Annotated in this window: 12 protein-coding genes, 1 tRNA gene and 1 pseudogene; 5 read left to right on the forward strand and 9 right to left on the reverse strand. The window is 55.9% G+C overall.

Going from position 1 to position 25,813, the window contains the following annotated elements:
- Position 1 precedes the first annotated feature (1 nt).
- The 4 genes from SLH47_RS11505 to SLH47_RS11520 are packed head-to-tail and all read left to right on the forward strand — an operon-like array spanning position 2 to position 4,910.
- Complete coding sequence (locus SLH47_RS11505) at positions 2-1,621, forward strand: dihydroxyacetone kinase subunit DhaK (RefSeq protein ID WP_320239656.1); 1,620 nt, start codon at positions 2-4, stop codon at positions 1,619-1,621.
- Positions 1,622-1,670: 49 nt separating this feature from the next.
- The gene (locus SLH47_RS11510) at positions 1,671-2,684 is read left to right on the forward strand and encodes a LacI family DNA-binding transcriptional regulator (protein ID WP_320239940.1); all 1,014 of its coding nucleotides are present in this window, start codon (positions 1,671-1,673) and stop codon (positions 2,682-2,684) included.
- 19 nt (positions 2,685-2,703) lie between these two features.
- Positions 2,704-3,759, forward strand: a complete 1,056-nt coding sequence (locus SLH47_RS11515; protein ID WP_320239657.1) for a sugar phosphate isomerase/epimerase — start codon at positions 2,704-2,706, stop codon at positions 3,757-3,759.
- Entirely contained in the window at positions 3,759-4,910 is a 1,152-nt protein-coding gene (locus tag SLH47_RS11520) for a Gfo/Idh/MocA family oxidoreductase (protein WP_320239658.1), read from the forward strand. The genes SLH47_RS11515 and SLH47_RS11520 overlap by 1 nt, the downstream gene beginning before the upstream one ends.
- Positions 4,911-5,375: 465 nt before the next feature.
- Here SLH47_RS11520 and SLH47_RS26375 read toward each other — a convergent pair.
- Positions 5,376-5,558 (reverse strand): annotated as a pseudogene (locus tag SLH47_RS26375) (IS5/IS1182 family transposase); the annotation flags it as partial.
- Between the two features lie 699 nt (positions 5,559-6,257).
- Between SLH47_RS26375 and SLH47_RS11530 the strand changes: the two are divergent.
- Entirely contained in the window at positions 6,258-7,889 is a 1,632-nt protein-coding gene (locus SLH47_RS11530; RefSeq protein ID WP_320239659.1) for a hypothetical protein, read from the forward strand.
- On the opposite strand, the gene SLH47_RS11535 is transcribed toward SLH47_RS11530, so the two are convergent.
- The 8 genes from SLH47_RS11535 to SLH47_RS11570 form a co-directional block, all read right to left on the reverse strand.
- A complete protein-coding gene (locus tag SLH47_RS11535; protein ID WP_320239660.1) occupies positions 7,886-8,863 on the reverse strand; it encodes a hypothetical protein in 978 nt (325 codons plus the stop codon). The genes SLH47_RS11530 and SLH47_RS11535 overlap by 4 nt on opposite strands.
- Complete coding sequence (locus tag SLH47_RS11540) at positions 8,860-9,945, reverse strand: GNAT family protein (RefSeq protein ID WP_320239661.1); 1,086 nt, start codon at positions 9,943-9,945, stop codon at positions 8,860-8,862. Before SLH47_RS11540 ends, SLH47_RS11535 begins: the two co-directional genes overlap by 4 nt.
- Positions 9,938-11,146, reverse strand: coding sequence for a hypothetical protein (locus tag SLH47_RS11545; RefSeq protein ID WP_320239662.1), 1,209 nt, complete (start codon positions 11,144-11,146; stop codon positions 9,938-9,940). The genes SLH47_RS11540 and SLH47_RS11545 overlap by 8 nt, the downstream gene beginning before the upstream one ends.
- Positions 11,143-12,012 carry a HesA/MoeB/ThiF family protein gene (locus tag SLH47_RS11550; protein WP_320239663.1) on the reverse strand — a complete coding sequence of 290 codons (870 nt, stop codon included), beginning with the start codon at positions 12,010-12,012 and terminating at the stop codon, positions 11,143-11,145. The genes SLH47_RS11545 and SLH47_RS11550 overlap by 4 nt, the downstream gene beginning before the upstream one ends.
- Positions 12,009-12,962: a hypothetical protein gene (locus tag SLH47_RS11555; protein WP_320239664.1), complete on the reverse strand. Its 954-nt coding sequence runs from the start codon at positions 12,960-12,962 to the stop codon at positions 12,009-12,011. The genes SLH47_RS11550 and SLH47_RS11555 overlap by 4 nt, the downstream gene beginning before the upstream one ends.
- Positions 12,963-13,660: 698 nt before the next feature.
- The gene (locus SLH47_RS11560) at positions 13,661-24,382 is read right to left on the reverse strand and encodes a calcium-binding protein (RefSeq protein WP_320239665.1); all 10,722 of its coding nucleotides are present in this window, start codon (positions 24,380-24,382) and stop codon (positions 13,661-13,663) included.
- 709 nt (positions 24,383-25,091) lie between these two features.
- On the reverse strand, positions 25,092-25,481 hold the full coding sequence (locus SLH47_RS11565) for a hypothetical protein (protein ID WP_320239666.1): 390 nt from the start codon (positions 25,479-25,481) through the stop codon (positions 25,092-25,094).
- Positions 25,482-25,704: 223 nt separating this feature from the next.
- A tRNA-Thr gene (locus SLH47_RS11570) sits at positions 25,705-25,780 on the reverse strand.
- Positions 25,781-25,813: the final 33 nt, after the last annotated feature.

The following is a 25,813-nucleotide window of genomic DNA, read 5'->3' on the forward strand; positions in this document are numbered from 1 at the left end:
CATGGTTCAGTTTATCAACGCCAAAGAGGATTTGGTCACCGAGGCCATCGACGGTGTTCTCGCCGCATCCGGAGGCGCGCTTTCGCGATTGGACGGGTATCCCCACATCAAGGTTGTGTTCCGGTCGAATTGGGACAAATCCAAAGTAGCCCTCGTCTCCGGCGGTGGCTCGGGGCACGAACCTGCCCATGCCGGGTTTGTCGGTGAGGGAATGCTGACGGCCGCGGTCTGCGGCGAAGTTTTCGCATCGCCCTCGGTTGAGGCCGTTCTCGCTGGCATCCTCGCGGTTACAGGCGATCCGGGCTGCCTTCTGATCGTAAAGAACTACACCGGTGATCGGTTGAATTTCGGTCTTGCCGCCGAGCGCGCCCGCGCTCTTGGTCGGAAGGTTGAAATGGTCGTCGTCGACGATGATATCGCGCTCCCGGATCTGCCACAGCCGCGTGGTGTTGCCGGAACGCTTTTTGTTCACAAGATTGCAGGTGCACTGGCCGAGGATGGCGCGGACCTTGCGACTGTCACGCAGGCCGCAAAAGACGTCATCGGCAAGGTCGCATCCATCGGCATGAGCCTTGATACATGTACGATACCGGGATCTAGCAAGGAAAACCGCATCGGGGCGGGCAAGGCAGAGCTTGGCCTTGGCATTCACGGTGAGCCGGGTGTCGAGCAGGTGGACTTTTCGACCGCCATGAGCGCGATGACGACAGTGGTCGACAAGCTTCGCACTTACTCCTCGGGAGATGCCGTTGCGATCGTAAACAACCTCGGATCGACGACACCGCTGGAGATGTCGGTTCTGACGCATGCCCTGACAGCCTCTGGTCTGGTCAAACAGATCATTGGCCCGGCGCCATTGATGACGTCACTGGATATGCACGGGTTTTCCGTGTCAATCATGGACGCAACATCTGCTGAGTACGACGCGCTGGCCAAACCAGTCTCGATGTCCGCATGGCCAGGTATGGCAGAAGTCGTGGAACCACTCGTTGTTGGCTTGCCTGACGGTCTGACCCCGATTGAACCCATCCCTTCAAAGAATGAAAAGACCCGCGCAGTCATTGAGAAGGTTGCCGACCTTCTGATCTCCGCAGAAGGAAAGCTCAACGCGCTTGATGCCAAATCAGGTGATGGCGACACCGGCAGTACACTTGCCACAGCGGCACGCGCGCTCAAATCCAGCCTTGACCGCATGCCGCTTGCCGATCTGACACAGCTTTTCCCGGCCTTGGGAAACGAACTGAGCCAGACCATGGGCGGCTCTTCAGGCGTGATCCTTGCGATCTACTTCAATGCCGCTGGTGATGCCTCCGCGAATGGGGCGTCGGTGCAAAAGGCGCTCTCAGATGGGCTGGATCGTGTAAGCCAGGTTGGCGGCGCGTCGATTGGCGACCGGACGATGATTGATGCCCTTTCCCCCGCGCTTGACGCCTTGCCAAACGGTATTGCTTCAGCGGCCAAAGCCGCCCGCGCGGGCGCCGACAGCACGGCGGCTATTCATCGCGCCAAGGCTGGCCGCGCGGCATATGTGCCCGAAGAAAACCTGAGAGGCCACAACGATCCGGGCGCCGAAGCGGTTGCACTTCTCTTCGGTGCGCTAGCAAAGGAAATGGTGGACTAAACTGACGAAACCTAGCCTCACCGTCGTCGCAAAACCAACGGTCAATGACATTGCCCGGGTGGCCGGCGTGAGCCTTGCGACAGTGGACAGAGTGCTGAATGAGAGACCGGGCGTCCGCTCGGTCACGATCAAGAAGGTCCGCGCGGCCATCGATCAGCTTGGCTATGTTCGCGACACCGCGGCGGCCAATCTGGCGCGGCAGAAAACGTACCGCTTCGTGTTCGTTCTGCCGGACTGGAAGGGGCAGTTTCTGGCAAGCCTCGAACAGGGTATCGCGGAAATCATCATGAACGCCCCGCAAAACCGAACCGAAGTGCGCACGATCCGCGTACCCAATCACGACCACACACAGTTGGTGGCGACACTGGGCGATCTTGACCCAGCCGAAGTCGATGGCCTTGCAATCATGGCGAAGGAAACACCGTTGGTGCGGGACGCAATCGCCGACCTGCGCAAACGTGGCATTCCTGTCGTATCCCTTGTTTCGGACCAGCCCAACTCGGACCGTGACCATTTTGTCGGGATCGACAATATCGCGGCCGGGCGCACCGCCGGGACGCTCTTGGGCCGGTTTACGGGTGGCAAGCAAGGCAAGGTCGTGGTTGTCATCACCAACAAGCAGTCGCGCGACATGATCGAGCGACGGCATGGATTTGATCAGGTTGTTGGCGAAGAATTTCCGCATCTTGAACCGCTGCCGAGCGTCGAGGGACAAGAAGACCCGGCGCATACCGAACGCGTCACCTTGCGCGCCCTGCAGCAAAACCCGGATGCGATCGGAGTTTATTCCGTAGGGGCCAGCGTTCAAGGCGTCGCCCGAGCGATCGCCGCTGCAAAGCTGGCGCACCGTCCAGTTCTCATCGATCATGAGCTGACGGAGAATTCGGCGAGGCTTCTGCAGAATGGTGTCATTGACGCCGTGATTACGCAAAACACCGGTCATCTCGCCCGCAGCGCCCTGCGCGTGTTGCGTGCGAAATGCGACAATACACCTGTCATCAAAAGCCAGGAAAACATCCGGATCGAGATCGTGATCCGCGAAAATCTACCGTCCATGAATTGAATATTTTAGGGAGGATGCGATGAAACAGATCAAGGGGCCCGCGTTATTTCTGGCCCAGTTTGCCGGAGATGACGCGCCATTCAATTCATGGGATTCCATAACAAAATGGGCGGCAGATTGCGGTTACGTCGGTGTGCAGGTCCCCAGTTGGGACGGACGCCTGATTGATTTGGCCAAGGCCGCTGAAAGCAAAGACTATTGTGATGAGTTCAAAGGTGTCGCTGCGGCCAACGGCGTCGAAGTGACCGAACTCTCGACCCATCTTCAAGGGCAGCTTGTGGCGGTCCATCCGGCCTACGATACTGCTTTCGATGGCTTCGCGGCAGAAAGTGTCCGCGGCAACCCAAAGGCGCGACAGGAATGGGCGGTTGATCAGGTCAAAAAGGCACTATCAGCATCAAAGAATATGGGGATCGGGGCACATGCGACTTTTTCCGGTGCGCTGGCCTGGCCCTACATCTATCCTTGGCCGCAGCGCCCCGCGGGCCTGATCGAAACTGCCTTCGACGAACTGGCGGCCCGCTGGAAACCGATCCTTGATCACGCAGAAGATTGTGGCGTGGACGTTTGTTACGAGATCCACCCCGGCGAAGATCTGCATGATGGCGTGACCTACGAGATGTTCCTTGAGCGCACCGGCAATCATGACCGTGCCTGCATGCTGTATGATCCGTCGCATTACGTGCTTCAGTGTCTGGATTATCTGGATCACATCGATATCTACGCCGACCGGATCCGGATGTTCCATGTCAAGGATGCTGAGTTTAATCCCACTGGACGGCAAGGTGTCTATTCTGGATATCAAAGCTGGGTCGATAGGGCGGGCCGGTTCCGCTCGCTGGGTGACGGGCAGGTGGATTTTGGTGCCATCTTTTCGAAACTGACGGCAATCGGCTTTGACGGCTGGGCCGTCGTCGAGTGGGAATGCGCTATCAAGCATCCTGAAGACGGCGCTCGCGAAGGTGCTGCCTTCGTACGCGATCACATCATCCGTCCAACCGAGGTTGCTTTCGACGACTTTGCCGACGGTGGAACAGATGAGGCAGGTAACCGCAACATGCTGGGAATCGACTAATGGTTGAAGGAAGAAACGAGAACCTGACCGGACGCATTCGGCTGGGCATGGTTGGCGGTGGCAACGATGCTTTTATCGGCGGCGTGCACCGAATTGCATCACGCATCGACGATCATTTCGAGCTTGTTGCCGGCGCCTTGTCTTCAACGCCCGAGAAGTCGCGGGCCAGCGGCGAGGCACTGGGCCTGCCGCGCATCTACGACGACTTCAAGCAAATGGCGATCCGTGAGGCACGCCGCAAAGACGGGATAGAGGCCGTGTCGATTGTCACGCCGAACCACATTCACTATCAGGCCGCGCGCGAGTTCCTGAAACGCGGTATTCACGTCATATGTGACAAACCGCTGACCTCGACATTGTCGGACGCAAAGAAGATGGTGAAGGCCGTCGAAAGCTCGGATGCGCTCTTTATTCTCACTCACAACTACACGGGCTATCCGATGGTTCGTCAGGCACGTGAAATGGTTGCAGTGGGCGAGGTCGGAAAGATCCGCGTCGTTCAGGTCGAGTACGCTCAGGATTGGCTGACCGTAGAACAGGATTTCAAACAAGCCGAATGGCGCACCGATCCGGCGCGGTCGGGCGCAGGCGGCTCGACCGGAGATATCGGCACCCATGCATATAACCTTGCATGCTTCATCACCGGGCTCGAAGCCGAAGAGCTTGCCGCCGATCTTGAGGCCTTCGTTCCCGGTCGCCAGGTGGACGACAACGCTCACGTGATGCTGCGTTTCCAGGGCGGTGCCAAGGGCATGCTCTGGTCAAGCCAGGTGGCGCCGGGCAATGAAAACGCGCTACGCATTCGTGTCTACGGCGAAAAGGGTGGCCTTGAGTGGGCGCAAGAGGACCCCAACTATCTCTGGATCACGCCTTTCGGCGAGCCAAAGCGCCTGATCACCCGCGGTGGCGCCGGTGCCGGCAATGCCGCCGCCCGGATGAGCCGCATCCCCCCCGGTCATCCGGAAGGGTATCTTGAAGGTTTTGCAAATATCTACACCGAGGCCGCGAAGGCGATATTGGCGCAACGAAAGTTGAATGCGGTCGAGCCAGAAGTCGTCTTTCCGACGGTCGAAGATGGTCTAAAGGGGGTGCAGTTCGTGGATGCTTGTGTACGGAGTTCGGCAAAGAACGCGGGCTGGGTAAAACTGTGATTGTATGTGGAGCGAGCCTTCGTGCCTTTATTGCTAAGTTCTCAATTGGGTCCGGTGGCATCGGTATTCAGATCGATTGATCTGGTCATACATCTGCTCAGTGCCGCTTCGTCTAAGTTCAATCTGCTCCCGATTTTGGAACGGTCGCGAAGCTGCGGAACGAGGACTAAAAACGCAACAATCTGGTGTCGTGACAAGTGACTGTTTTGGGCCGTCGTCTTCGAAAGACATCCAGCGTAACGCGGCGGAGCCGATAACGTCGCCAAATAAGCGGCCCTAGATGCAAGAGGTCACGCCTGATCGACTCCTGTTAGTTGCTGCGGCCACATCCAAAACGCTTGCTCCAATCTCAAGAAGCTCAATGCCTAGTCTGGAATGACACTCCATATCAATTGGCACAGCGTAGACTCCTGCCCAGCTCGGTGGGACCGTTTTTTCGGCTTGGCAGCCCAGGGTCAGGACTTGTAACCAGTCGATGACGCTTCCTGCACGTGCGATGGCAGACAGGAAGACCTTCGGGCATCTAGCATATCGGGTTGCCACGCCCCGCCAGTCCTTGAGCCTGCCGAACATGATCCCGATCCGGTTGCGACGATTGTACCGCCGCCTATCGTATTTCGCAGTTGTCTTGCGTCGATTTCGATCGGGGGTGAAGATAACCCCGCTCAGAACACGCCGGTCATCGAAGCCTGGCTTACCGTGGGACTCCGGGAAGAAAGGCTCAAGGCACGCCATCTGCGCATCTGTCAGCCAGAAAAGATCAGATATATTCAGCGCCCGTTTTCGAACCGTGAACCGTGCCATCAATCGGAATTCAATGGGTCCTGACCCCAATCTAAGAGAACAAGGTCGACAACAAATCTCAGAAGGGACGAAATCCGAAAGCATGCATTGACGAATTGGAGAATACTATCGGCTCTTTCGGTTTCTTTGCCCAAAACCTACAAATGGCCGTTTTTCACGGTTACGCCAATTGAGGTTTGCCCTAGTGGTCTACCCACATCTCCGCTGCAATTGCTTGTTCGTCAACCCTACAGGCGTTCGCATTGATCGCGGTTGTCCCTATATCGACGTGACCCATCCATTTCCGGAGCACATTGCGCGGCGCACCGCAGTTCAGGGCGTGGATTGCGAAGGATGTGTGCATCGGCCCAAGGTCCGATGGGACGATTTCAGTACAATACATCAATCTTAATTTTCTAGCACATCCGTAGATCTCGCACTATGTTCGCAAGGGCGTTTCAAATCCAATTCTCGCAGCAAGGCTTCACAGAAAGCAGATTTGGAACATGTGTCCCGGAAAAGCACCAAAAGTATTATGACCCGTCGTTCTAGGCAGAGAACCCAATGAAACTCATACTTCGGGCATTTGCACTTATCGCGATAGTCGCGGCTGGTCTTTGGTTCGGCGCGCGGCATGAGGTCGGCTCGGAAGCGATGCCCGTTGTCAATGCGTCCGCGGGCGCGGTGGAACGGGGTGCGGCCGCGTTTGTCGGAGCGGATTTTGGTGGTCTGAGCCTGCAAACGCTGCAAAGCCATGCCGTGCCGTGGAAACTCGTCACAGCGGCATTGGTGCTGGATGCGGTGGATAGCGATCCAACCTTGGCATTGGATCAGGACACGCTGGACAAGGCATTGGGCGCCTTCGGGCTCCTTGTGCAGGCGCGGGTGCAAAACATGCCTGTTGGTGTGTCGGATCGGCCCGAAACGCTGCCGCTCGGCGTCACGCACGGTACGATCTCTCCAATGGCCGGCATGCCGGTGCAAGTGGCGAATATGGGATGCGCTGCATGCCATGCCGGTGTCACCTACAACGCCGAAGGTCGACCCGACCCCAAAACCGCATGGATCGGCGCGCCGAACACGTCGCTTAACCTCGAAGCCTATACACAGGCGATTTTCCAAACGCTAAAGACTTATCAACAAACGCCTGATCAGTTGATGGAGGCAGTGACGACGCTTTACCCCGAGATGGGTTGGCGCGAACGCCAGACGCTGCGATGGGTCATCCTGCCGATGGTGGGCGCACGCCTGGATGACATCACTGGTGATCGCCCGCTGCCGTTTTCCAATGGTGTCCCAGGCAGCACCAACGGGGTTGCGGCGCTCAAATATGTATTCGATGTGCCGCTTCTTGGCGGAGGGCCGGGCGATGCAGGGATCGTGTCCATCCCCGATCTTGGCCACCGGCATTGGCGCAGTTCTCTGCTGGCGGACGGAGCTTATGCGATACCCCAAACCGAGCGGCAGACAGAGACAACTGCCGCTGACAACACAGCTGATAAACGGGCCGCTCTAGCGACGATTACGACATTCTTCACCGTGCCCAGCATGGGCGTACATCCCGATAAAGCCATTGAGGCGATACCGGTGGCAAAAGACATCTATACGTTTCTGGATCAGGCCTACCAGTCACAACCCTTTCCTGGTGTCATTGATATCGATCTGGCGCTCGCCGGAGCGACGATTTATGCCGACCAGTGCAGCGCGTGCCACGGCGTATACGCACATCAGAATGAACGCCTAACACTTGTCTCTTTCCCGAACTGGATGGGTGATGTCGGCACGGACCCACTTCGGGCGCAGGCGTTTACACAGGAGCTTGTCGAAACGTTTCAGGATACGCCTTATCGCGACCAGATTGCCGTTGCGCGGACCGGCGCCTATGTCGCTCCACCCCTGGACGGTCTATGGGCGTCAGCGCCTTACCTACATAACGGCTCGGTGCCAACGCTATGGCATCTTCTCACGCCCGATGCACGGCCAGAGACGTTTGAACTGGGCGGGCACATGCTCGATTTCACGCGCGTGGGAGTGCGGTTGGATAACAGAAGATATCCGGCGGATTACGAACGCTTCTCTCAACCGGTCATTCTCGACACAACGCAGTCCGGTCTCGGCAACCAAGGGCACGACTTTGGCGCGGCGCTGAGCGATGGCGACAAAGCGGCGCTGATCGAATTTCTAAAGCAGCTTTAGACGATCAGTTCATCCAACGGTCGCCTTGCGGCCGGAAACGGCTTGTGTGGCGGGCGACGACCGATCCGGAACGCAGAGACGATGCGCCGGCCCTTCGGCAACTCCACCATTGCAGCCAAGGTCTCGGCGCTTGAGAGGTCATCTGCCAGGGCGGCAAGAACTGCAGCGCCAAAACCGGCTGCATCAATCCGCAGCCATGCACGATAGAACGCGCGACCGCTTTCGAATGGGTCTTCACCTTCAGGCCGGTGAAAGACCATGATGGCGGTTGCGCCAGCCGTCTTTTCCTCTTCCGACAACAGCTTTTCGGCGATCCCATACAATAGCAAAGGCCGAAAGCCGCGCCCCATGACAATGCCCGCTCCGATCTTTTCGAAGAACCCAAGGCGCATTGCATCAGCGTTCAGACCATCACGCGCCCAATCCGGATGGCGGCGCCCCAGCCGCATCCATGACAAAAGCTCTGCGCGAAAGTCGTCCCGCACAACAAACAAGAAACTGGCCATATCGAGCAGCTTGGCGATGACGCGGATCGTGTTTGGTCCGGTAACCACAAGGCAATCGTCATCCCTCAACGCCTCCGCCGTCTTCTTGTCGTCATCCGTGGCGGTACCGAATTTGCCCCGCCAGCTTTGCCGCTTGTCGACATACTGCATCAGCGGATCTTTCGCGGCGCCGGGGGCGAATTTCAGCCGCAGGATGGATCGCAAATCGCCGTTGTCCTCTTCATCAACGGGTTGATGCGTTATGCGCAAACCTTCTTGCGCCGCGGCCATGACCATCCCCTCAAACGCGGCGCCAAGGCTCATTGACGCGTCGTGACCGGTCGGGTCAGCGGCTGGTAGGCGCACCGTCTTGTCCTCCAACAGAAAAACCGTATCGCCGACAAGCCGCCAGCGGGCGGGTTGGACGTTGTGAACGCTCGGCGCCAGACTGGCCTGCGCAACCAGGTGTCGAAAAAGATCAGGGGTCATGTCAAATCCGCACTGAACAGGTGCAGACGATGCAACGGCACCGCCCCAATCTTTGACATCATCCGAAGCGATGCATGGTTCTCATCAGCAATCCAGGTCACGCCAAGACGTTCGTAACCAGCGCTGCGCAGCTGGTTCAGCGTCCGGGCGAGAATGGCGCTCATCAATCCGTTACCATGGCTCGCCTTGGCAACGGAGTAAAAGATGATCACCGCGCGCTTGCGGCGCAACCGGTAGCGCAGAAAATGAAGAGGGGTCATCATCGAGAAACGTGACCGTGTGGCCCGCAGAAAACCGTTGAGGTCGGGGATGCAAATGACAACACCAACGGGCACATCGTTCTGCTTCAAAACGGCCGAAAGCCGAGGATCGACAATTGTCATCATTTCGCCGGCCTGAAATGTGAACTCCTCAGCCGTCAAAGGCACAAACATCGGATTTTCCGAAAACCCGTCATTCAACACCTGCCTCGCCTCTTCCATGCGGGCGGCAAAGGTTTTGCGCTTGATCGGGGCAAAGCTGTAATCGGGTCCCAGCTCAGATGGCGGGATTTTTGCTTGGGCCAGGTCCAATTCAAACGTTGTCACCGGAAAGAATGGCGCAAACCCGTTCTGGCGCAGCAAGTCGGGAATATGCGGCGGGTTCACCACCATATCGGTATAGGCCGGGCGTTCGAAATGATCCGTCTGCACGCCCATCTGCTGCATCGCAGTCAGATTGAAATTGCCGACCAGCTCATCATATCCCCTGTCGCGCGCCCAGGTCTTGGCCCTGTCCAGAAGGGCGTTGGCAACCTGTGCGTCATCGGCGCAATCAAAGAAACCAAATGAGGCGCGGTTTGTGCCGTGCAGCTCGTTAGAGGCGACATGCGCGTGCACCACGATCCTGCCCAACGGTCGGTCGTCGTGACTGGCGGTAAAATAGGTGAACGCATCCTCATCTAGAAACAGTGGGTTGGTGCCAGCCTGCAAAAAACGCCGCAGGTCAGACTTCATCGGCGATACATAAGGCGTGGCGTCGCCATATGCCTGAAACGGCACGTCGAAGAACGACGCGAAATCGCGCTCGACGACGTCAACCATGTGACGCGCCCCGTTCGGCCAAGAGAGCCGCAATGCGTTGCGCGATCCGCAGTTCCTGTTCCAGTTGCCGCGATTGCGCCAGCGTGGGTACGTTCAGCGCCATTACTCGGAACGGGTTCTTTGAAACCAGCATCACATGGCTCGCCTCGAACTTGCGAAAGAACCATGCGAATTGCTCGGCCAGCTGCGGATCCTTCATCTGCTGAAGATCCTCAGACGATACGAGAGTTTGATGCGTGAAGTGTTCTTCAAATGCCGCGTCGAAATCCCTCAGGCCGTCAGTGTCCAGGATCAACGCGCCAGAGGTCAGCGCCCGGGTTTGCAAGGCCTCAAGAAAGGCATCATGTTCAGTCAGCGACGTATCCGCCAAAACATCAAGAACCCGTCCAACCTTGTCTTCGCGCCTGATGAGGCGGTTCTGATTGAAGATCAAGGCCAGTAATCCCACGCTTACAACCAGCGCCATAACCTGAACAGTCGTGCGTACATCAAGCGCCGCAAGTTCCATGATGCAAAGCGATGCAAAGACAAGACCAACGGCAAGCGCTGCGGTGACCGAGATAACTTCGGATTGAGCAGCGTCGCTACGCCGAAGCGTCAAACCGAGCCAGCACATCGCAAGAATGGCAATTCCCGATAGCCGCACAGGCAGATCCAGCAAGGGTGTCCTGAAATCGGTCATCGCCAGCGGTACGATCAAAACCAGCGACAGTGACAAGCGGTCGATCATTGTGTTTTCTGCTATCGACAGACTCTGCCGGTCGCGCCCCATGACAAAGATGCTCATCGCAACAAATGCAATCACCTGAAAAACGGCTAGCGATATGAGGGCCAAAAGGCCGTGATCTGCGCGCGCTACTACCGCGACCAATGCAAAGAAAACAGCGCCCCCTGCGGCCCAGACTTTCAGGGCGAGCGGCGCATGACGGCGCAGCAAAGCCTCGGCCACCAGAAGCGTGGCGAGCGGTACAAGGCCCGCAACGGCAAAGGTAAGACGGCCAATCCAATCAACACCCGTCAGCCATTGAACAAGACGGATGGCAAGCAATGCCGCCACAACCTGAATGGCAAAAAGGAAGCGGTTGGTGACTGTCGTTCGGGGCCTCTGCATCCGCAGAACTTGCGCAAACAGTGCAAGGCCAATCAGGCTTGCCAGCGTGACGACGCTGTCAGCGATCAATTCCGGAGAGAGCCCTGTCATGCCATCATGCGTCGCAAAAAGCGCGTGACGACCGGCCGCAAAAGTGAGGCGGTCAAGACATTGCGCGGATGCTCGACCCGTGCCGCATATGGGTTGAAAAACCACCCCCGATGATCCGCGCCGGGCTTACGACCCAGAATTCCATTTGCCACTTCGTAGGCCATCAGCATGCCGGTTGAAATGACCATGGGGGCAAAGGACATGCGACTACGTTTACCAGCGGTGACCTCGCCCGCCAGTTCAAGATCGATGTAGTGGCGCGATGAGGAATGGACGATCACATATGTCGCCTCTTGAAAAAAGGACTGGTCCCGCTGTTCCTGGCTCAGCGCGTCCCAAGGTGTGCCTAAGGTGGGATAGCGCAATCGTTCCTCCGGCATCGGATCACCCGGTTGAGTTACGTAGACCGACGGCAGCGGCGATGCATAAGCATCGATAACCGCCCGCTTTTCGGCGCGCGCTGTCCGGTAAAGCAATAGCGATGCGCCAAGATCATCTGTGCCGTTAACCACGATGGCGCTCTCGGAGATCGCGACCTGCACCTGATCGGGCCAATCGTCGTGATAGACGGTGATTTCCATCTCAGGATTTATCTGCAAACACAGATCCCGTGTCGCCTCTGCCTTGTGACGCCCGATTGTGTCCCGAAACGCAAAGGCTTGCCTGTTCAGGTTTGATGTTTCAAATTCATCAATATCCGCAAGGATCAGGCGTCCAACCCCCATCCGGGCCAATGCAAAGACACAAGCGCCGCCCATACCACCGGTTCCGCAAACGAAGACCTGCGCATCACGTAGCTTTGCTTGTTCATCGACCGAGACAAACCCGATGTTTCGTGTCGTGAACGCATCGTAAGAAAAGGTCAAACCGGGTCCTTTCTCGGGCGCAAGGTGCCAAAGTACCGGCTACTGTCGAACCAATGGATTGTGGGCAGGATCAAGCGCTGCAGCATCATCGCCGCAAGCGTCACGCTTACACCAGCAAGTGATGCCCGTGGTACGGAGTTTCGCAGGTATCCCGCCGCCGTTGGCAGATCGATCTGGCCAAGCTGCAAGACATCATCGCCCCGGTCATAATCCAGCAGGTCCTGACAAAAATCATTGTAGATTTGATCGCGGTGCTGCGGAGCCTCATCAAATGTCTTCTTCAGATCGTCCGAACCGCCAGTATATGCGTTGGTGATGACAAAACGATCTTCATCAAATCCCGCATCGGGGCCCACCCCAAAAACATGTCGATGATCCGCCATGATGGTGCGTGCAAGTAGGAGATGCTGAAGCGATCTTTGCTTAGGCTGCTGCGGTGTCGGGAAAACAGCGCCGAAGGTTTCCGCGACCATGCCGACGACGGCTGGCACTTGCGTCACATTCGACACCCAAAGGGGACGCATCTGATTGCGGAACAGCAACAGAATGCAGGTCAGGCCATAAAGAACCCAGGACAGCCCGCGGGACTGCTGATCCGGATCAACCATAACCAGCCCCAGATGCAGCACCTCCATCGGTTCGGCCATCGTGTCGATCTCCATCAACGCGAGCGCGTTGAACGCGATGGGCTGCCCGGTATCCTTGCGCCGCACCAATGTGATGATTGTCGCATTCAGCCGCTCCGGATCGCCTGAGAAGACGCCGTAAGTCAACGAACCGCGCGCCAAAGTCTTAGATGCAACCGTGACCAGATCTTCGGTAAGGTCCGCCAGCTCGTCCTTGGACATCCACAAACCCGGTCGCTCAACGATCCGGGTCTCAAACTCTTTGCCGGTCGCGAGGGTCAAATCAAGTTGTGACTGAAACAGCGCGCGGACAAATCCGGACATGAGTGCATCCTTCAAACCTATTCGACCAGCGCTTGGACCGTCCAAAAGCTACAACAAACCGCCGTGATGCCAGCCTTCAAGGAGAACGAACCTTTCCTTTTCTATTCATGCGCATCGGTTTGTCCAATGGAAAAGGGGATCGCTTTGATCTACCGGAAAATACGTTGGTTTGCAGCAACCCGCTCCGACTTTTGTCGGTGATCAGGTGTTGCAGGCTGTGCAGCTGCGTCTTTGCGAAGTGCAGGCCGGTCGATCATGATCGGAAGGAACTGGTGCCGCTGAATGAACCGCAACACGCTTCTCATCCTTGAACAAGATATAGTGATTTCATTACGTTAACTCCGACCACCTGAACTTAGTTCTTCACGGCATCTCCCTGTTTCTCGCATTCTACAGGGGGCCAGACAGGGGTCTGTCAATTGGAGGCCCTCCATGAAATTCAATGCGCTAACCCAAATGACCGCTAAGAAAGCCGCAGCCGGACGGTATGCAGACGGTCAAGGCTTGTGGCTCCACAAGCGGTCTCAGGACAGCGGCAAATGGATACAGTGCTTGTATATTGGCGGAAAGCGTCGGGACATGGGGCAATACACCTGGCGGAGAGTGTACTCAATGGGCCGCTGACACGGTTGGCGGTCGCCATGGATTAGTCAGACTAATAGCAGATCTGCTGCTGATGGAGGCTACAAGGCACTAAATCAATTGAACACGAAATCATTCTCATCAATCAATCCAGCGGTGTTTTGCAATTGAATGCTGTAGTCGGTGCCATAACCCACGATCGTCAACCCATCGCTGCGGGTAAGGACCGACAGATCAGCGAAGGTCAGGCCCGCCCCCTTGAAGCTGATCAGATCAATGCCGTCCTCGAAGTCGGTGATGGTGTCTAGGCCGTCACCTAAATCAAAGACAAATGTGTCAGCGCCTGTTCCGCCTGTGAGCGTATCGTTGTCAGTGCCGCCAATAATGGTGTCATCGCCGGCCCCACCGGTTACAGCATCCGTGCCTGCCCGACCGAACAGAATATCATCGCCACCATTCCCATTGATGGTGTCATTGCCGATGAAACCATCGATCCAATCCGCAGCGCTTCCTCCTGAAATAACGTCATCAACCCCCTCGCGAACAGCAAATTCGTGCCATGCGTCGCCACTCAGTGCACCTTCAATGGCTTCGAAAGTGTGCCCTTGCAATCGACCAACTTCGATGTAGTGAGCTGTCGCAGCTTCCGGATCGTATCCGTAGAGATTCCTGACTTCGGCATAGTTCGCTAGGTATTGATCTGCGTCAAAAGTGATCTCGCGCCCTTCCGAATACCCATGATTAATGTAGTGCCTTGCCCCAAGTTCGGCATCGGTACCGAATGCACCCATTAGTCCATTGTAAGAGGCAATGTAGCCGAGCGCATCAAATGTCACATACCGCCCCTCAGCTGCACCGTGATCCGTGTAATGGTTTCGGCCAGCGCTCGCATTTGCGCCAAGAGCATTGATCAGGTCATTGTAAGACGCGATGTATTGATATGGTGACTGATAAGGGTCTGTGACAGGTGCTGTGAGGTCTGCGCCGAATGAGTCGTGACTGACTTGTGTCAGATCGACCAAAGTTCCATCTGCAAATTCAAGTAACTCGATTCGACCATTTGATAAACTCCAGTTGTATATCGAGAGGACATCGGAGGTTTGGGGCAAACTGTCAGACGGGCTTGTTCCGTTTGCCACATAGATCTTTAGGACTTCTCCATCCACTTGCAGCGTCAGGTCAGTAACACGTATTCCTTCGCCAAACTTTATCCTGTCACCACTTGGATTGTTCGCGTCGCTACCCCACGCAGAACTACCGCTATCTCTGATGGTCTCCGCACCGTACCCACGCTCAAACACATATGTGTCATTGCCTTTTCCGCCGATAAGCCTGTCGTTACCGAGACCACCTTCGAGTATGTCGTCTCCATCTCCACCATCGAGCCTGTTATCATCATCGGATCCAATGATCGTATTGTCTCCGCTACTCCCAATCACGTTCTCGACATTTTTGATCAGCTCAATACCGCCAGTCGTTTCGAACCAATCAATGATGCCGAGACTGAGATCGACCGTGTTTGGATTGGTTGAGTAGGTGAAATCAACCGTATCAACGCCGTCACCTCCGTCGAAACTATCCGCGTCGCTGCCGCCGCTCAGGAGGTCGTCGCCTGCCCCGCCGAACAGCAAATCCTCGCCTGCTCCGCCGTACAGCTCATCATCGCCATCTCCGCCGAACAGGTGATCGTTGCCATCGCCACCTTCCAAGCGGTCATTGCCCGCGTCACCATAAAGATAGTCGTTGCCCGCAAGGCCCTTCAGTGTCTCGTCACCATCACCACCCAGGATAACGTCCTTGTGTCGGGTGCCACCAACGGCTCCATTCCCATTATCGTCACTGACAATGGTCTGCGCGTAGATTTCTTCGTGCGACCACACCACACCGTCCGCAAACGCGATCGCTTCAATACCATGGCCATCATATGAGCTGTGATGTTGGAACAGAACTTTGATCTGTTCGCCGGTCTGTAAGATGGTGACAATAAGGTCGTCCTGACCTTCTTCGCGATGCAGGGACACACCATCTGATGCAACATCTGACAAAAGAAGGGTGTCAGTCTCTGTCGCGGTCCAGCCTCTATCTTCGACGATATCGTTGCCGTCACCCATTGCCCAAACGTACGTATCATTGCCGTTTGAACTCTGATTTGAATTTGATCCACCGCGTAGTGTGTCAACACCCGCACCACCAATCAGCGTGTCGTCGCCGCCCTGGCCGCTGAGGATCTGGTTGCCATCACCACCCAGGATAACGTCCTTGTGTCGGGTGCCACCAACGGCTCCATTCCCATTATCGTCACTGACAATGGTCTGCGCGTAGATTTCTTCGTGCGACCACACCACACCGTCCGCAAACGCGATCGCTTCAATACCATGGCCATCATATGAGCTGTGATGTTGGAACAGAACTTTGATCTGTTCGCCGGTCTGTAAGATGGTGACAATAAGGTCGTCCTGACCTTCTTCGCGATGCAGGGACACACCATCTGATGCAACATCTGACAAAAGAAGGGTGTCAGTCTCTGTCGCGGTCCAGCCTCTATCTTCGACGATATCGTTGCCGTCACCCATTGCCCAAACGTACGTATCATTGCCGTTTGAACTCTGATTTGAATTTGATCCACCGCGTAGTGTGTCAACACCCGCACCACCAATCAGCGTGTCGTCGCCGCCCTGGCCGCTGAGAGTGTCATTGCCCGCTTCACCATAGATGATGTCTTCCAGGCCCCAGCCATTGAGCGTGTTAGCAGCATCCGTTCCGGTTGTAATGGTCTGCGCCAGGGCCCCGCCGAGCACTTCAACAAACGCGCCGTCGCTAAAGGCAATGAACTCAACGCCATCCCCATCTCCATTGGTGCCGACATCGAAACGATCGACCACGGTGATCACTTCGCTGCCGATCGTCACAAGCAGGTCATCGCCGGATTTTGAGAGCGCGGCACCATCAGACGCCACATCAGTCAGCCGCAGCGTATCCGTTTCGGCATTGGTTGAGCCGGTGTCGCGGATCGTGTCATTGCCGTCGCCCGATTGCCAGACGTAGGTGTCGTTACCTGTTCCGCCGTAAAGTGTGTCATCGTCTAAACCGCCATAGAGCCAGTCATCGCCGCTTTCGCCACGAATGATATCGTCACCAGCAAGGCCAAAGAGGTTGTCCCGCCAGTGACTACCCGTGATGTGACTGATGTTGTTTCCATGTGTGAGCATCGTCCGGGACAGGATGTCTTCTTCGAACCAACTGACCCCGTCAGCGAAACGTATCTCTTCGAGGAAACGACCAGGTGTTGCGTAGAAGTTTTTGACAGTGACGACTTCCGAGCCGCTTGTTGTCCCAATTTCAATCCGAAGGTGTTGATCCGAGGTCGGATCGCGCATCAATATCACTTGGTCTGAAGTTACGCCATGTAAGATCAAGAGATCGAAGTCGGTTGCTGATGCACCGCTCACTTCATCGATCGTGTCATCCCCATCTCCGACAAACCAGTGATAGGTGTCCGATCCCAGTCCACCGCGCAAGGTGTCTACACCTTCTCCACCGAAAAGATGGTCATTACCCTCTTCACCCGAAAGCGTATCATTGCCATCATGGCCGTGGATGTTGTCGTCAGACTCTAGGCCGGTGATGGTGTTGTTGTTGTCGTTGCCATCAAGCGTTGTATTTTCGATGATGTCTTGACGTGTCCAAACAACACCATCTGCAAACACGATCTTCTCGATGCCTTCACCTTCCGCGTCAAACTGGTCCCACACGTTGATTTGTGCGCTCGGCCCAGACCCGTTGATTACAATGTAAAGATCGTTCTTGGTTTCAGTTGAGCTTGTGCCACGCGTCAGAGTAACTTCAGTGGAAAGCACACCTTCGAGAACGAGCGTATCAATGTCGGTCAAATAGCTGGCAAGGTTGGCCGCGTCGTCGCTTTCCTCGTCAATTCTGTCGTTTCCGTCACCCCACGTCCAGATATAGGTATCGTTTCCTGTGCCACCCCTCAGTGTGTCATTACCTGTCCCACCTTCCACAACATCATCACCGGCTCGGGCATAGATGTCATCTACCCCATCTTGGCCAATCAGGTTGTCATCGCCGTTTTGACCCTGCGCCGTGGATATCCCCCGTATTATTGTTTGAGCGAGGATTTCCGAATGGTCCCAGATCTCGCCATCAGCAAAAATGATGCGCTCGATCCCTTTGCCATCAGCGGTGTCAAACTGATCCAAAATAGTCAACCAATCGCCGGTACTCTTTATCTTGAGCTTCAGATCATCTCGAATGCTATTGTCGCTGGCGTTATTGCGGCGCAAAGCGACATCACTTGAAAGCACGTCTGTTAGGTACAGAGTATCAGTTTCGCTCTGTTTGGCGACACGATCATCAATCGTGTCTTCGCCATCACCAACAGACCATTCGTAGGTGTCGCTGCCCGAACCTCCGACGAGTCTGTCGTCGCCCTCGTGTCCGATAAAATGATCAACACCGGCGCTACCATTATGTGTCTGCGCTGCGCTTGTTCCGGTTATGACGTTCACATCCGGCAGAATTGTCGCAATATGCTCATTTCCGGTCTCAAGGTGCTCGGTGCTCTGCGCAAGTGACGCCACGAACTGCTCTGCAGTAATGATGCCACCCGAGATGTTGCCGACCCATCGATCCAGTTCGACCTGTGTTGGTGCACGCCCAAGTGCGTTCTGGAACGCCTGTGTGACGAGATTTGCACCGGACAGATCATGTAAGCTTGCCGATGACACACCCTGGATATCCCCTTCAACGCCCATGAGAATGCCAGCGATATCATCAGGCAACTTGTCACCTTCGAGCAGAAGCTCGGAAAGATAGCTGAGCTCCTGGGCGGTGGGGTCGCGGTCATAGACGACGTCAACAAGGTTTGTGACCATCGCCTCGACATAGGCCTTATCGAGGCTGCGCTCGAACACGGCAGGATTCATGATCACATCAAAATTGTTGGTCATCATATGGCCATTGCCAACGACCAAGTGTTCGACGGAATCGGCCATTTCAAGCGCAATCTCGGCGCGTGTCTTGTAACCGGTATCAAGCACATAAAGATGCTGCGCCAGTTCCGTCATGCTGGGAGCACGGCCGAAAGAATTCAGAGACATCTGATTGATGAACTCGGCATCGGACATCGTCCCATAGCGGGTCGAGAATTCACCTGACGCCATCAAATGATCGATCAACGCAACCTTGTCGAGCTGGCCGTCGGCCATGTGCTCGATCAGCGTTTCCCGCTCGACTGAGTCCAAACCGCGGTCCAGAACGCTGTCATAGATTCGCTCCGCCTCATCAAAGACACGCTGTTTCGCTGCCGCATCAAGCCGAACCTCAAAGAACTTCGTCGGTGTCACGAGGGTCCATCGTTCTACCCCCAGAGTATCAATGGAGTGATGCGTTGTGATGCTGCCTGCACCTTCCACACCGTTGTCCCAGGTGTAGCTGCCATTATCGAGTGGCGAGCGTGTTGTCGTTTGGACATTGCCTTGACGCATGACGGTTGTCGTCAAACCGTCGGCAGAGGTTGTTGTAATGAAGGTGTTGTTGCGGATACCTGCTTCGTTGAAAGACGATTCCGTTTCGACACGGGATCCGTCGGACGCAATAACGGTTTCTGAGACTTTGTCTGCAATCCCGTTACCGTCATAGTCCGCTTCGTACGTTGTGGTGCGCCCATCGGCGCTCACCGTCTCGACAGTCCGGGAATGCAAGTCTCCGTCCGCGTAATGTGTTTCCGTCACCGTCTCGCGGCTGCCGTCGGTATTCAGCGTCGTGACGGAAGTTGTCGTCCCGTCAATGTCTCCATCACCGTCCACATCAAAAGCACTGGTTGAGGACAGACCGTCGGCTGCAGTCAATGTGACCTCTTCGTACGCAACTGCACCGGTCCCGAAGCTCTCGGTAAAGGTTCTCACCATATCACCGTCATCTTCGTACGTGATCTGGGTCGTGCGGGTGATGTCGGAACTGCCGTTTCCGTCAACATCGAAGGCGTAGGACATCTGCATGCCGTTTGCCGCCTCGTAAGCTGTGACAGAACCCGTCACCGCACCGTTGATCCGCACATCTTCGTAGGTCGTGGTCGTATTGCCACTCAGATCGATGACGGACTCCACCCGTTGATCGACAAATCCGTCCCCGTCGAGGTCAATCGTCTGGATACTCGTCCGTCCATCCGCACTGACCGTCTGCGCTTCTGTCCGTTGAAGCTGATAGCCTGCACCGTAATGCTGGATAAGGCTGGTAAAGCCGCCATCCGGACCCCGCACAATCGAGGTGCTCCGATCAACGCTGCCATCGCCGGAATAGTCGGTCACGATATCTGTCGTCAGACCGTCACCACTGGTCGTGGTTGTGACCTCACCCAGGATATCAGATTCCTCATTCCGGGTCTTTTCAGAACGGACGATGTCGCCATTATCCCGATAGGTCGTTTCGACATCGGTCACATAATCAAAGAGACCATCGCCGTTGAGATCAAGTGAAGCTGTCGATGACATGCCATCATCGCTCACAACATATTCTTCACGACCTTCGAGCACATGATGCTGCCCACGATGTTCCACACTGCGTGTGACCGTGCCGTCGGCGCCAATCGCAGAAGTCTCTACCGTGCGCCGATCCACTTCGCCGTCACCGTTGCGATCTGTCAGGCGTGTTGTCGTCAGACCATCGGCGCTGGTGATAATCTGATAGGTGCTCTCCAGCACGCCGCCGGTCGATAGATACTCGGTGTTTGTGGTGCGTGTCCCATCGTCTGCCAACGTGGTAACAGACCGAAGGTCATCATTTCCATTGCCGTCGGTATCGTTCGTGGTCGTGATAGTGCGACCATCAGCACTGGTCTCAACGTTCAGGACACCTAACGTCGAGCCATCAGCTGACGCGCGGGTTGTTGTTTGGGTTTGTGTCCCATCGGCGGCCAGATCGGTGACGGCAACAACAGTCTGATCAACCGTGCCATCCGCATCAAAGTCATTGTGGCGTGTGGTTGTACGACCGTCATCGCTCGTCGTCACAGTCGCCGTGCTGTAGGCCTCACCGTTTCGCCCTTCATCGCGGGTCGTTTGCGTGACGGACCCGTCATTGTTCAGGACCGTGGCCTCGGTCATCACCAGATCAACAAGCCCGTCGCCATCCCGATCTTCGGTCACCGAGGTTTCCAAGCCATTGGCGCTGACCACCGTTTCGGTGGCGGATTGCAGCGTGCCGTCTGCCGCAAGTTGCGATGTCGTCGATGTCAGCGTGCCATCATCGGCTTCAATTGTGACGCTGACCTGATCGGCATTCCCATCGCCATTGACGTCCACGGACCGGGTCACATGACGCCCATCATCAGAGGCTGTCATTGTGGAGCCGCTGCGTAGGACACCCGCCGCGTCGCGCACCTCATTGACGGTTGTTGTTCCGCCATCGACCTCAAGCGTCGTCGTGGTGGTGCTGATCAGATCATAGGTGCTATCACCATCTGTATCTGACGACTGCGTCACGATCAGCCCGTCATCGCTGGTCTCGGCGAGCGTCTGGCTGATCAGATCGCCGTTCTCGGCATGGGTTTGTGCCAGCGTCGCGATGCTGCCATCCGTGTGGAGCGTGGTTGTGGCGGTATTCTCACGCTCAAAGCTACCGTCGCCGTCCGCATCCGTCTGAGATGTGGTTGTCAGGCCATCATCGCTGGTTGTGGCAATGCTCTGACTGCGCAGGCTGCCGTCATTGTTGCGAACCTCGCTCGTCTGCGTCCGACCGCCATCTGCCGTCAGGACGGTCGTGCTGGTCGCGGTGGTTTCCACCATACCGTCCCCATCGGCATCCGTCGCAATGCTGCTTTCCAGCCCGTTCGCGCTGATCGTCGTGACTTGCGTCGCGGCAATGGTGCCATCGGCATGCAGGCTGGTCTCTTCAATGGTCCGCGATCCGTCTGCGGCCTGTGTCGAGACAACACGGCTGTCGATATGCCCATCACCGTTCGCATCTGTCTCGGTGGTCACAATGCGCCTGTCAGCACTCACAGTTGACACGCTATGCGACAAGAGGGTGACGCTATCTCCAGCATAGGTAGAGCTTTCGCGCACAATTGTGCCGTCCGGATTGTTGGTCTGGCGTACCTCAGTGGTCCCGTCCAGGCTCCCGTCGCCATCGGTATCAAAGGTAGTGGTTGTGGTCAGACCATTAGCGCTGGTCACCGCCACGGTTTCATTCCGCAGGGAGCCATCCTGATTGGTCGTCGTGATCGTCCGGGTCGCCTCACCGGCCCCATTCACAACCGTGATGTCGCCGATATTGGTATCAATATCGCCATCCCCATCCGCATCCGTCGCTGTGCTGCTGGTCAAGCCATCCGCGCTCGTAATCGAGGTCGATGTCGCATTCACCGACCCGTCTGCATTGCGATCCCATGTGGTCGCGGTCCGGTCACCGGTGCCGCCATCGACCGTCACCTCACGCACCAGATCCGTCGCCTCGAACACACCGTTCTGGTTCAGATCAACGTAAGTCTCGGAACTCACCTTGTCCGCACCCAGCGTCGTCTGCTGCATGCCGCGGATGGAGCCATCGTTGTTCGTGGACGTGATTGTCTGGACCCGGCTGCCATCGGGATTGATCACCGTCTCGTCCACGGTGGTCACATCGATATCGCCATCGCCATCCAGGTCAGAGGTCGATGTCTTGGTCAGCGCATCATCAGATTGCACATAGGTGGTCGCATTACGCAGCGACCCATCGCTATTGGTCACCACCATCGTCGATGTGCTGCCCGTAGGGCCGGTCGTGATATCAGTATCCTCAACCGTATCCACCTGGCCGTCGCCATCCACATCGCGCTGGATTGTCTTGGTCTGGCCATCTGCGCTCACCGTCTCGGTCGCTACCGACCGGATAGAGCCGTCCTGGTTCAGCACCGTCACCGTCTCGGATCGGCTGCCATCGGGATTGACCACAATCGCATGGGTCATCGTCACGTCGGCAACACCGTCCCCATCACTGTCGATGGCTTCCGTCCGGGTCATCCCATCGGCGGAGACAGCCTCGTCCACGCTCCGGATCACCGTGCCATCCTGGCCCTGATCTGTCGTGACAATCGTCATGCTGCCATCAGGAGCCGTCACCCGCACTTCGGTCTGGTCGAACCAGCCACCACCAGTCGAGTCCCGTTCAATCGTGATCGTGTTGCCATCAGCACTTGTCGTCGTGACCGTCTGGTTCAGCAGGATTGCTGTCGCCGCCGCGGCCCCCAGCGCGTTCGTGACGGTCTTCACCTGCGACCCGTCGGGCTGCGTCACCGTATCAATCGTCTGCAGGCGATCCACAACGCCATCGCCATTATCGTCATAGCTGTTGGCGATCTGCGTGCCATCCGCGCTCACCACGGTTGTGTTCACAAAGGCAATCGAGCCATCCGCGTCATAGCCCGTCGTCACCTCGGTCCGCGTGCCGCTCGCATCCCAGGTCTCCACCTGCTCCAACCGATGCCCATCGGCCTCGGCGATCAGCGTCACATCCGCCACCGTGCCGGTGGAGCCATCGTCGCGGGTGAACGTCGTCTGGCCGGTGATGACCGAGCCATCGGGCAGTTCAATGTTCGTTGCATCTGCCGTCAGATCAATTGAGACGATGCCCAGCTCCGTCAGCGTCTTTGCCGTGGTTGAGCCATCGGCGTTGGTTACCATTAACCGGAAGTCGTCAAGCTCAGCCCCCGACAACACCCCGTCACCGTTGGTATCAAAGACCGAGGCAAGCGCCTCCATATCCGAATTGGCCGTCGGGTCCCATTCGGTGAACACATATTGCCGCTTTTCCGTGATCTCACCATGATTGTCCGGATCGTGGATGAAAAGCACAGCATCCCCAGCACCCGCCCAGGATGTCCGGTTTTCTAAGCCGTCGCCCGTGGCGTCCATGTAAATGGAGGAATTGGACAACTCGGTGATCTGAATGCCATCGCCCTCAAGGTCGAAAAGGATCGGACGCGGGCCCTCGAAGTTTGGATCGTCGTCAGTTCTCCCCTTGGTATCGGTTCTTGGCTTCGTTTTCGTCGTTTCAGTTTTTGTCGCCGATTTCGTTGTACCTGTATCACGGGTTGCCTCTGGCGCATCAACGTCACGGACACTTACGCCTGAGCCCCTATCGTCGTCCCTGTCACGATCACGGTCTCGATCCCTATCGCGGTCCCGATCCTTGGTAGAGGCCTTCGTCGTTGAAGCAGGTGCAGCGGCTACAGGGCCCATGACATTTGTACGCGGGTCGTACATGTCATTGCCCCAAACGTTCCCGTCCGAGGAATAGCCACCATCGTCGACACCGATGTCCACAACTGAAACCGGTGCGGGGCCACTGGGTGTCTGCACGAATGTCGTTTGGGTTTGCTGGCCAGTTAGAACGTCCTCTGTAACTACTGTAACGGACCCATCGGCGTTTTGAACGACTGTCTCGCCGAGTTCGTTTGCGACTACCTCTGAGCCCATGCCATAATTGTTCGGCCCGTGGTTCAGTCGCGACTCCGTTGAATATACTGGTTCATCAGATGACCTATTATTGTAATCCTCGAACAAGGAAGCAAAGTTTTCGAGCGAAGAAGCCAAACTGAAAGTCTTATTCTTATAGGCTGCGACACCAACACTAAGCCCGGACGTAACTTCACCGTAGTAATCAGACAAATCGCTGCTAGCACCAGGCGCAATAGGGTCATATACCTCAACACCAATAAAAACCCCTCCGGCAGCAGACACCGAATGACCGTAAATATCTTCAGCCAACTGCTCATCACCGAAATGCCCGTCGAGCCCAATGTCAAATCCAATCCCATGTGATCTGGTGATTGCGATATCCATTCCCCCGCCAAACAAACCACCAGTTTCATCTGGGTTGGTTGAACTAACAATGGATATTGAGACTCCGCCAGCAACACCAAGACCTAAACTAACGCTTGCACCTGATGAAGTAACACTTGAACCGGGAGCGAAAGGACTTTCTGAGGACCATAGGCCGTCATTTGACAAGCCCAAAACACCATTATTCTCTTCCAAAATTCACCTCATGTATTCCAATGCAGCAGTTGATAAACCTAGCAAAAATGCGCAGCCTACAAAAACTCGAATTAAGCGGTATTCGTTCCTACCAAGTCGACCAGAAAGAAAGTTCCCAATTATACCGGGATTATTGATAAGAAGTCGCGCGAATACATAAAAAGGATAAAGAATAGAAAATGCTGAAACAAACATGAGAAGCAGCACTATAGAAAGACTAAAATTCATTCTTACCTCTATTTAAGGTCGAACTTCCAGATGTACAGGCAAGTTTTGCATAAAATCAAATTGGTCATTTCCCACATACAATGTGCATGGCGAGTAGCAAGTCAAAGTTAGAAATGATCCTGATTTGGATATCTGGCAACAAAATAAACCCACGGGCGAACAAACTTCATTAACAAATCGTTAACGGCGACTCGCTAGACTGTAAAGCCCCCTTTCTGTTTCACGCACAAAGCATGTCTTTAGTCACTATTGTTGTTCGAATGATAACAAATTGGATTTACATCAACTACACCATCCGCTGCATCGACGACACATCTCCCGCCTCCAACACCCTTCCCAACCACAACCCTGCCGCCCGCGCCAACCAACACCCACCCGCCTCAGCAACGTGATTCACATCCGCCACCGTCCCGGTCGCGCCATCATCACGGGCAAAGGTCGTCTGGCCGTTTATGACCGAGCGAACGGGCGGTTCGCTACTGGTCGCATCCGCCGTCAGATCAATCGAGACAATACCCAATTCCGCCAGCGTCTTCACCGTCGTCGCGCCATCGGCACTCGTCACCAGCAGCTTGAAGACGGTCCACGCATGATCCAGCGTATCAAAACCCCAACACCATTGCCTTCGAACACCGAAGCTCGCACCCCTTGTCTTGCCCCTCTCAAACTGTGCCAAAGTTGGCTTGGTTTTGGAGGGCAAGACAGATGAATGGTTGTCGTTGTACCCTCACAGGCATCGCGCCAGCTTGGTATACCAGGCACTGTTGAAGGTTGAGGACGTGCATCCGCTACCATCTGCCAATGTCTGCTTCCGAGAAGCTGCGATGCAGCATTGAAGCGCACACTCAGCGTCCGGTTAGGGCCGAAACTAGCCGCAAATCATGAGTATTGGATGGTAGTGGTGCCTCAAGAGGGACTCGAACCCCCGACCTTGTCCTTACGAAGGACCTGCTCTACCAGCTGAGCTATTGAGGCATCGTAGACCCTACCATGGCCCTACTAGTCTTC

The sequence above is a fragment of the Cognatiyoonia sp. IB215182 genome (genome assembly GCF_033963905.1).
Lineage (GTDB): Bacteria > Pseudomonadota > Alphaproteobacteria > Rhodobacterales > Rhodobacteraceae > Yoonia.

Excerpts from the sequence above, each read along its gene's own strand:
- SLH47_RS11560 (WP_320239665.1), bottom strand. The coding sequence starts at position 24,382 with ATGGATATCGCAATCACCAGATCACATGGGATTGGATTTGACATTGGG.
- SLH47_RS11540 (WP_320239661.1), bottom strand. The coding sequence starts at position 9,945 with ATGGTTGACGTCGTCGAGCGCGATTTCGCGTCGTTCTTCGACGTGCCG.
- SLH47_RS11555 (WP_320239664.1), bottom strand. The coding sequence starts at position 12,962 with ATGTCCGGATTTGTCCGCGCGCTGTTTCAGTCACAACTTGATTTGACC.
- SLH47_RS11545 (WP_320239662.1), bottom strand. The coding sequence starts at position 11,146 with ATGACAGGGCTCTCTCCGGAATTGATCGCTGACAGCGTCGTCACGCTG.
- SLH47_RS11530 (WP_320239659.1), top strand. The coding sequence starts at position 6,258 with ATGAAACTCATACTTCGGGCATTTGCACTTATCGCGATAGTCGCGGCT.
- SLH47_RS11535 (WP_320239660.1), bottom strand. The coding sequence starts at position 8,863 with ATGACCCCTGATCTTTTTCGACACCTGGTTGCGCAGGCCAGTCTGGCG.
- SLH47_RS11505 (WP_320239656.1), top strand. The coding sequence starts at position 2 with ATGGTTCAGTTTATCAACGCCAAAGAGGATTTGGTCACCGAGGCCATC.
- SLH47_RS11515 (WP_320239657.1), top strand. The coding sequence starts at position 2,704 with ATGAAACAGATCAAGGGGCCCGCGTTATTTCTGGCCCAGTTTGCCGGA.
- SLH47_RS11520 (WP_320239658.1), top strand. The coding sequence starts at position 3,759 with ATGGTTGAAGGAAGAAACGAGAACCTGACCGGACGCATTCGGCTGGGC.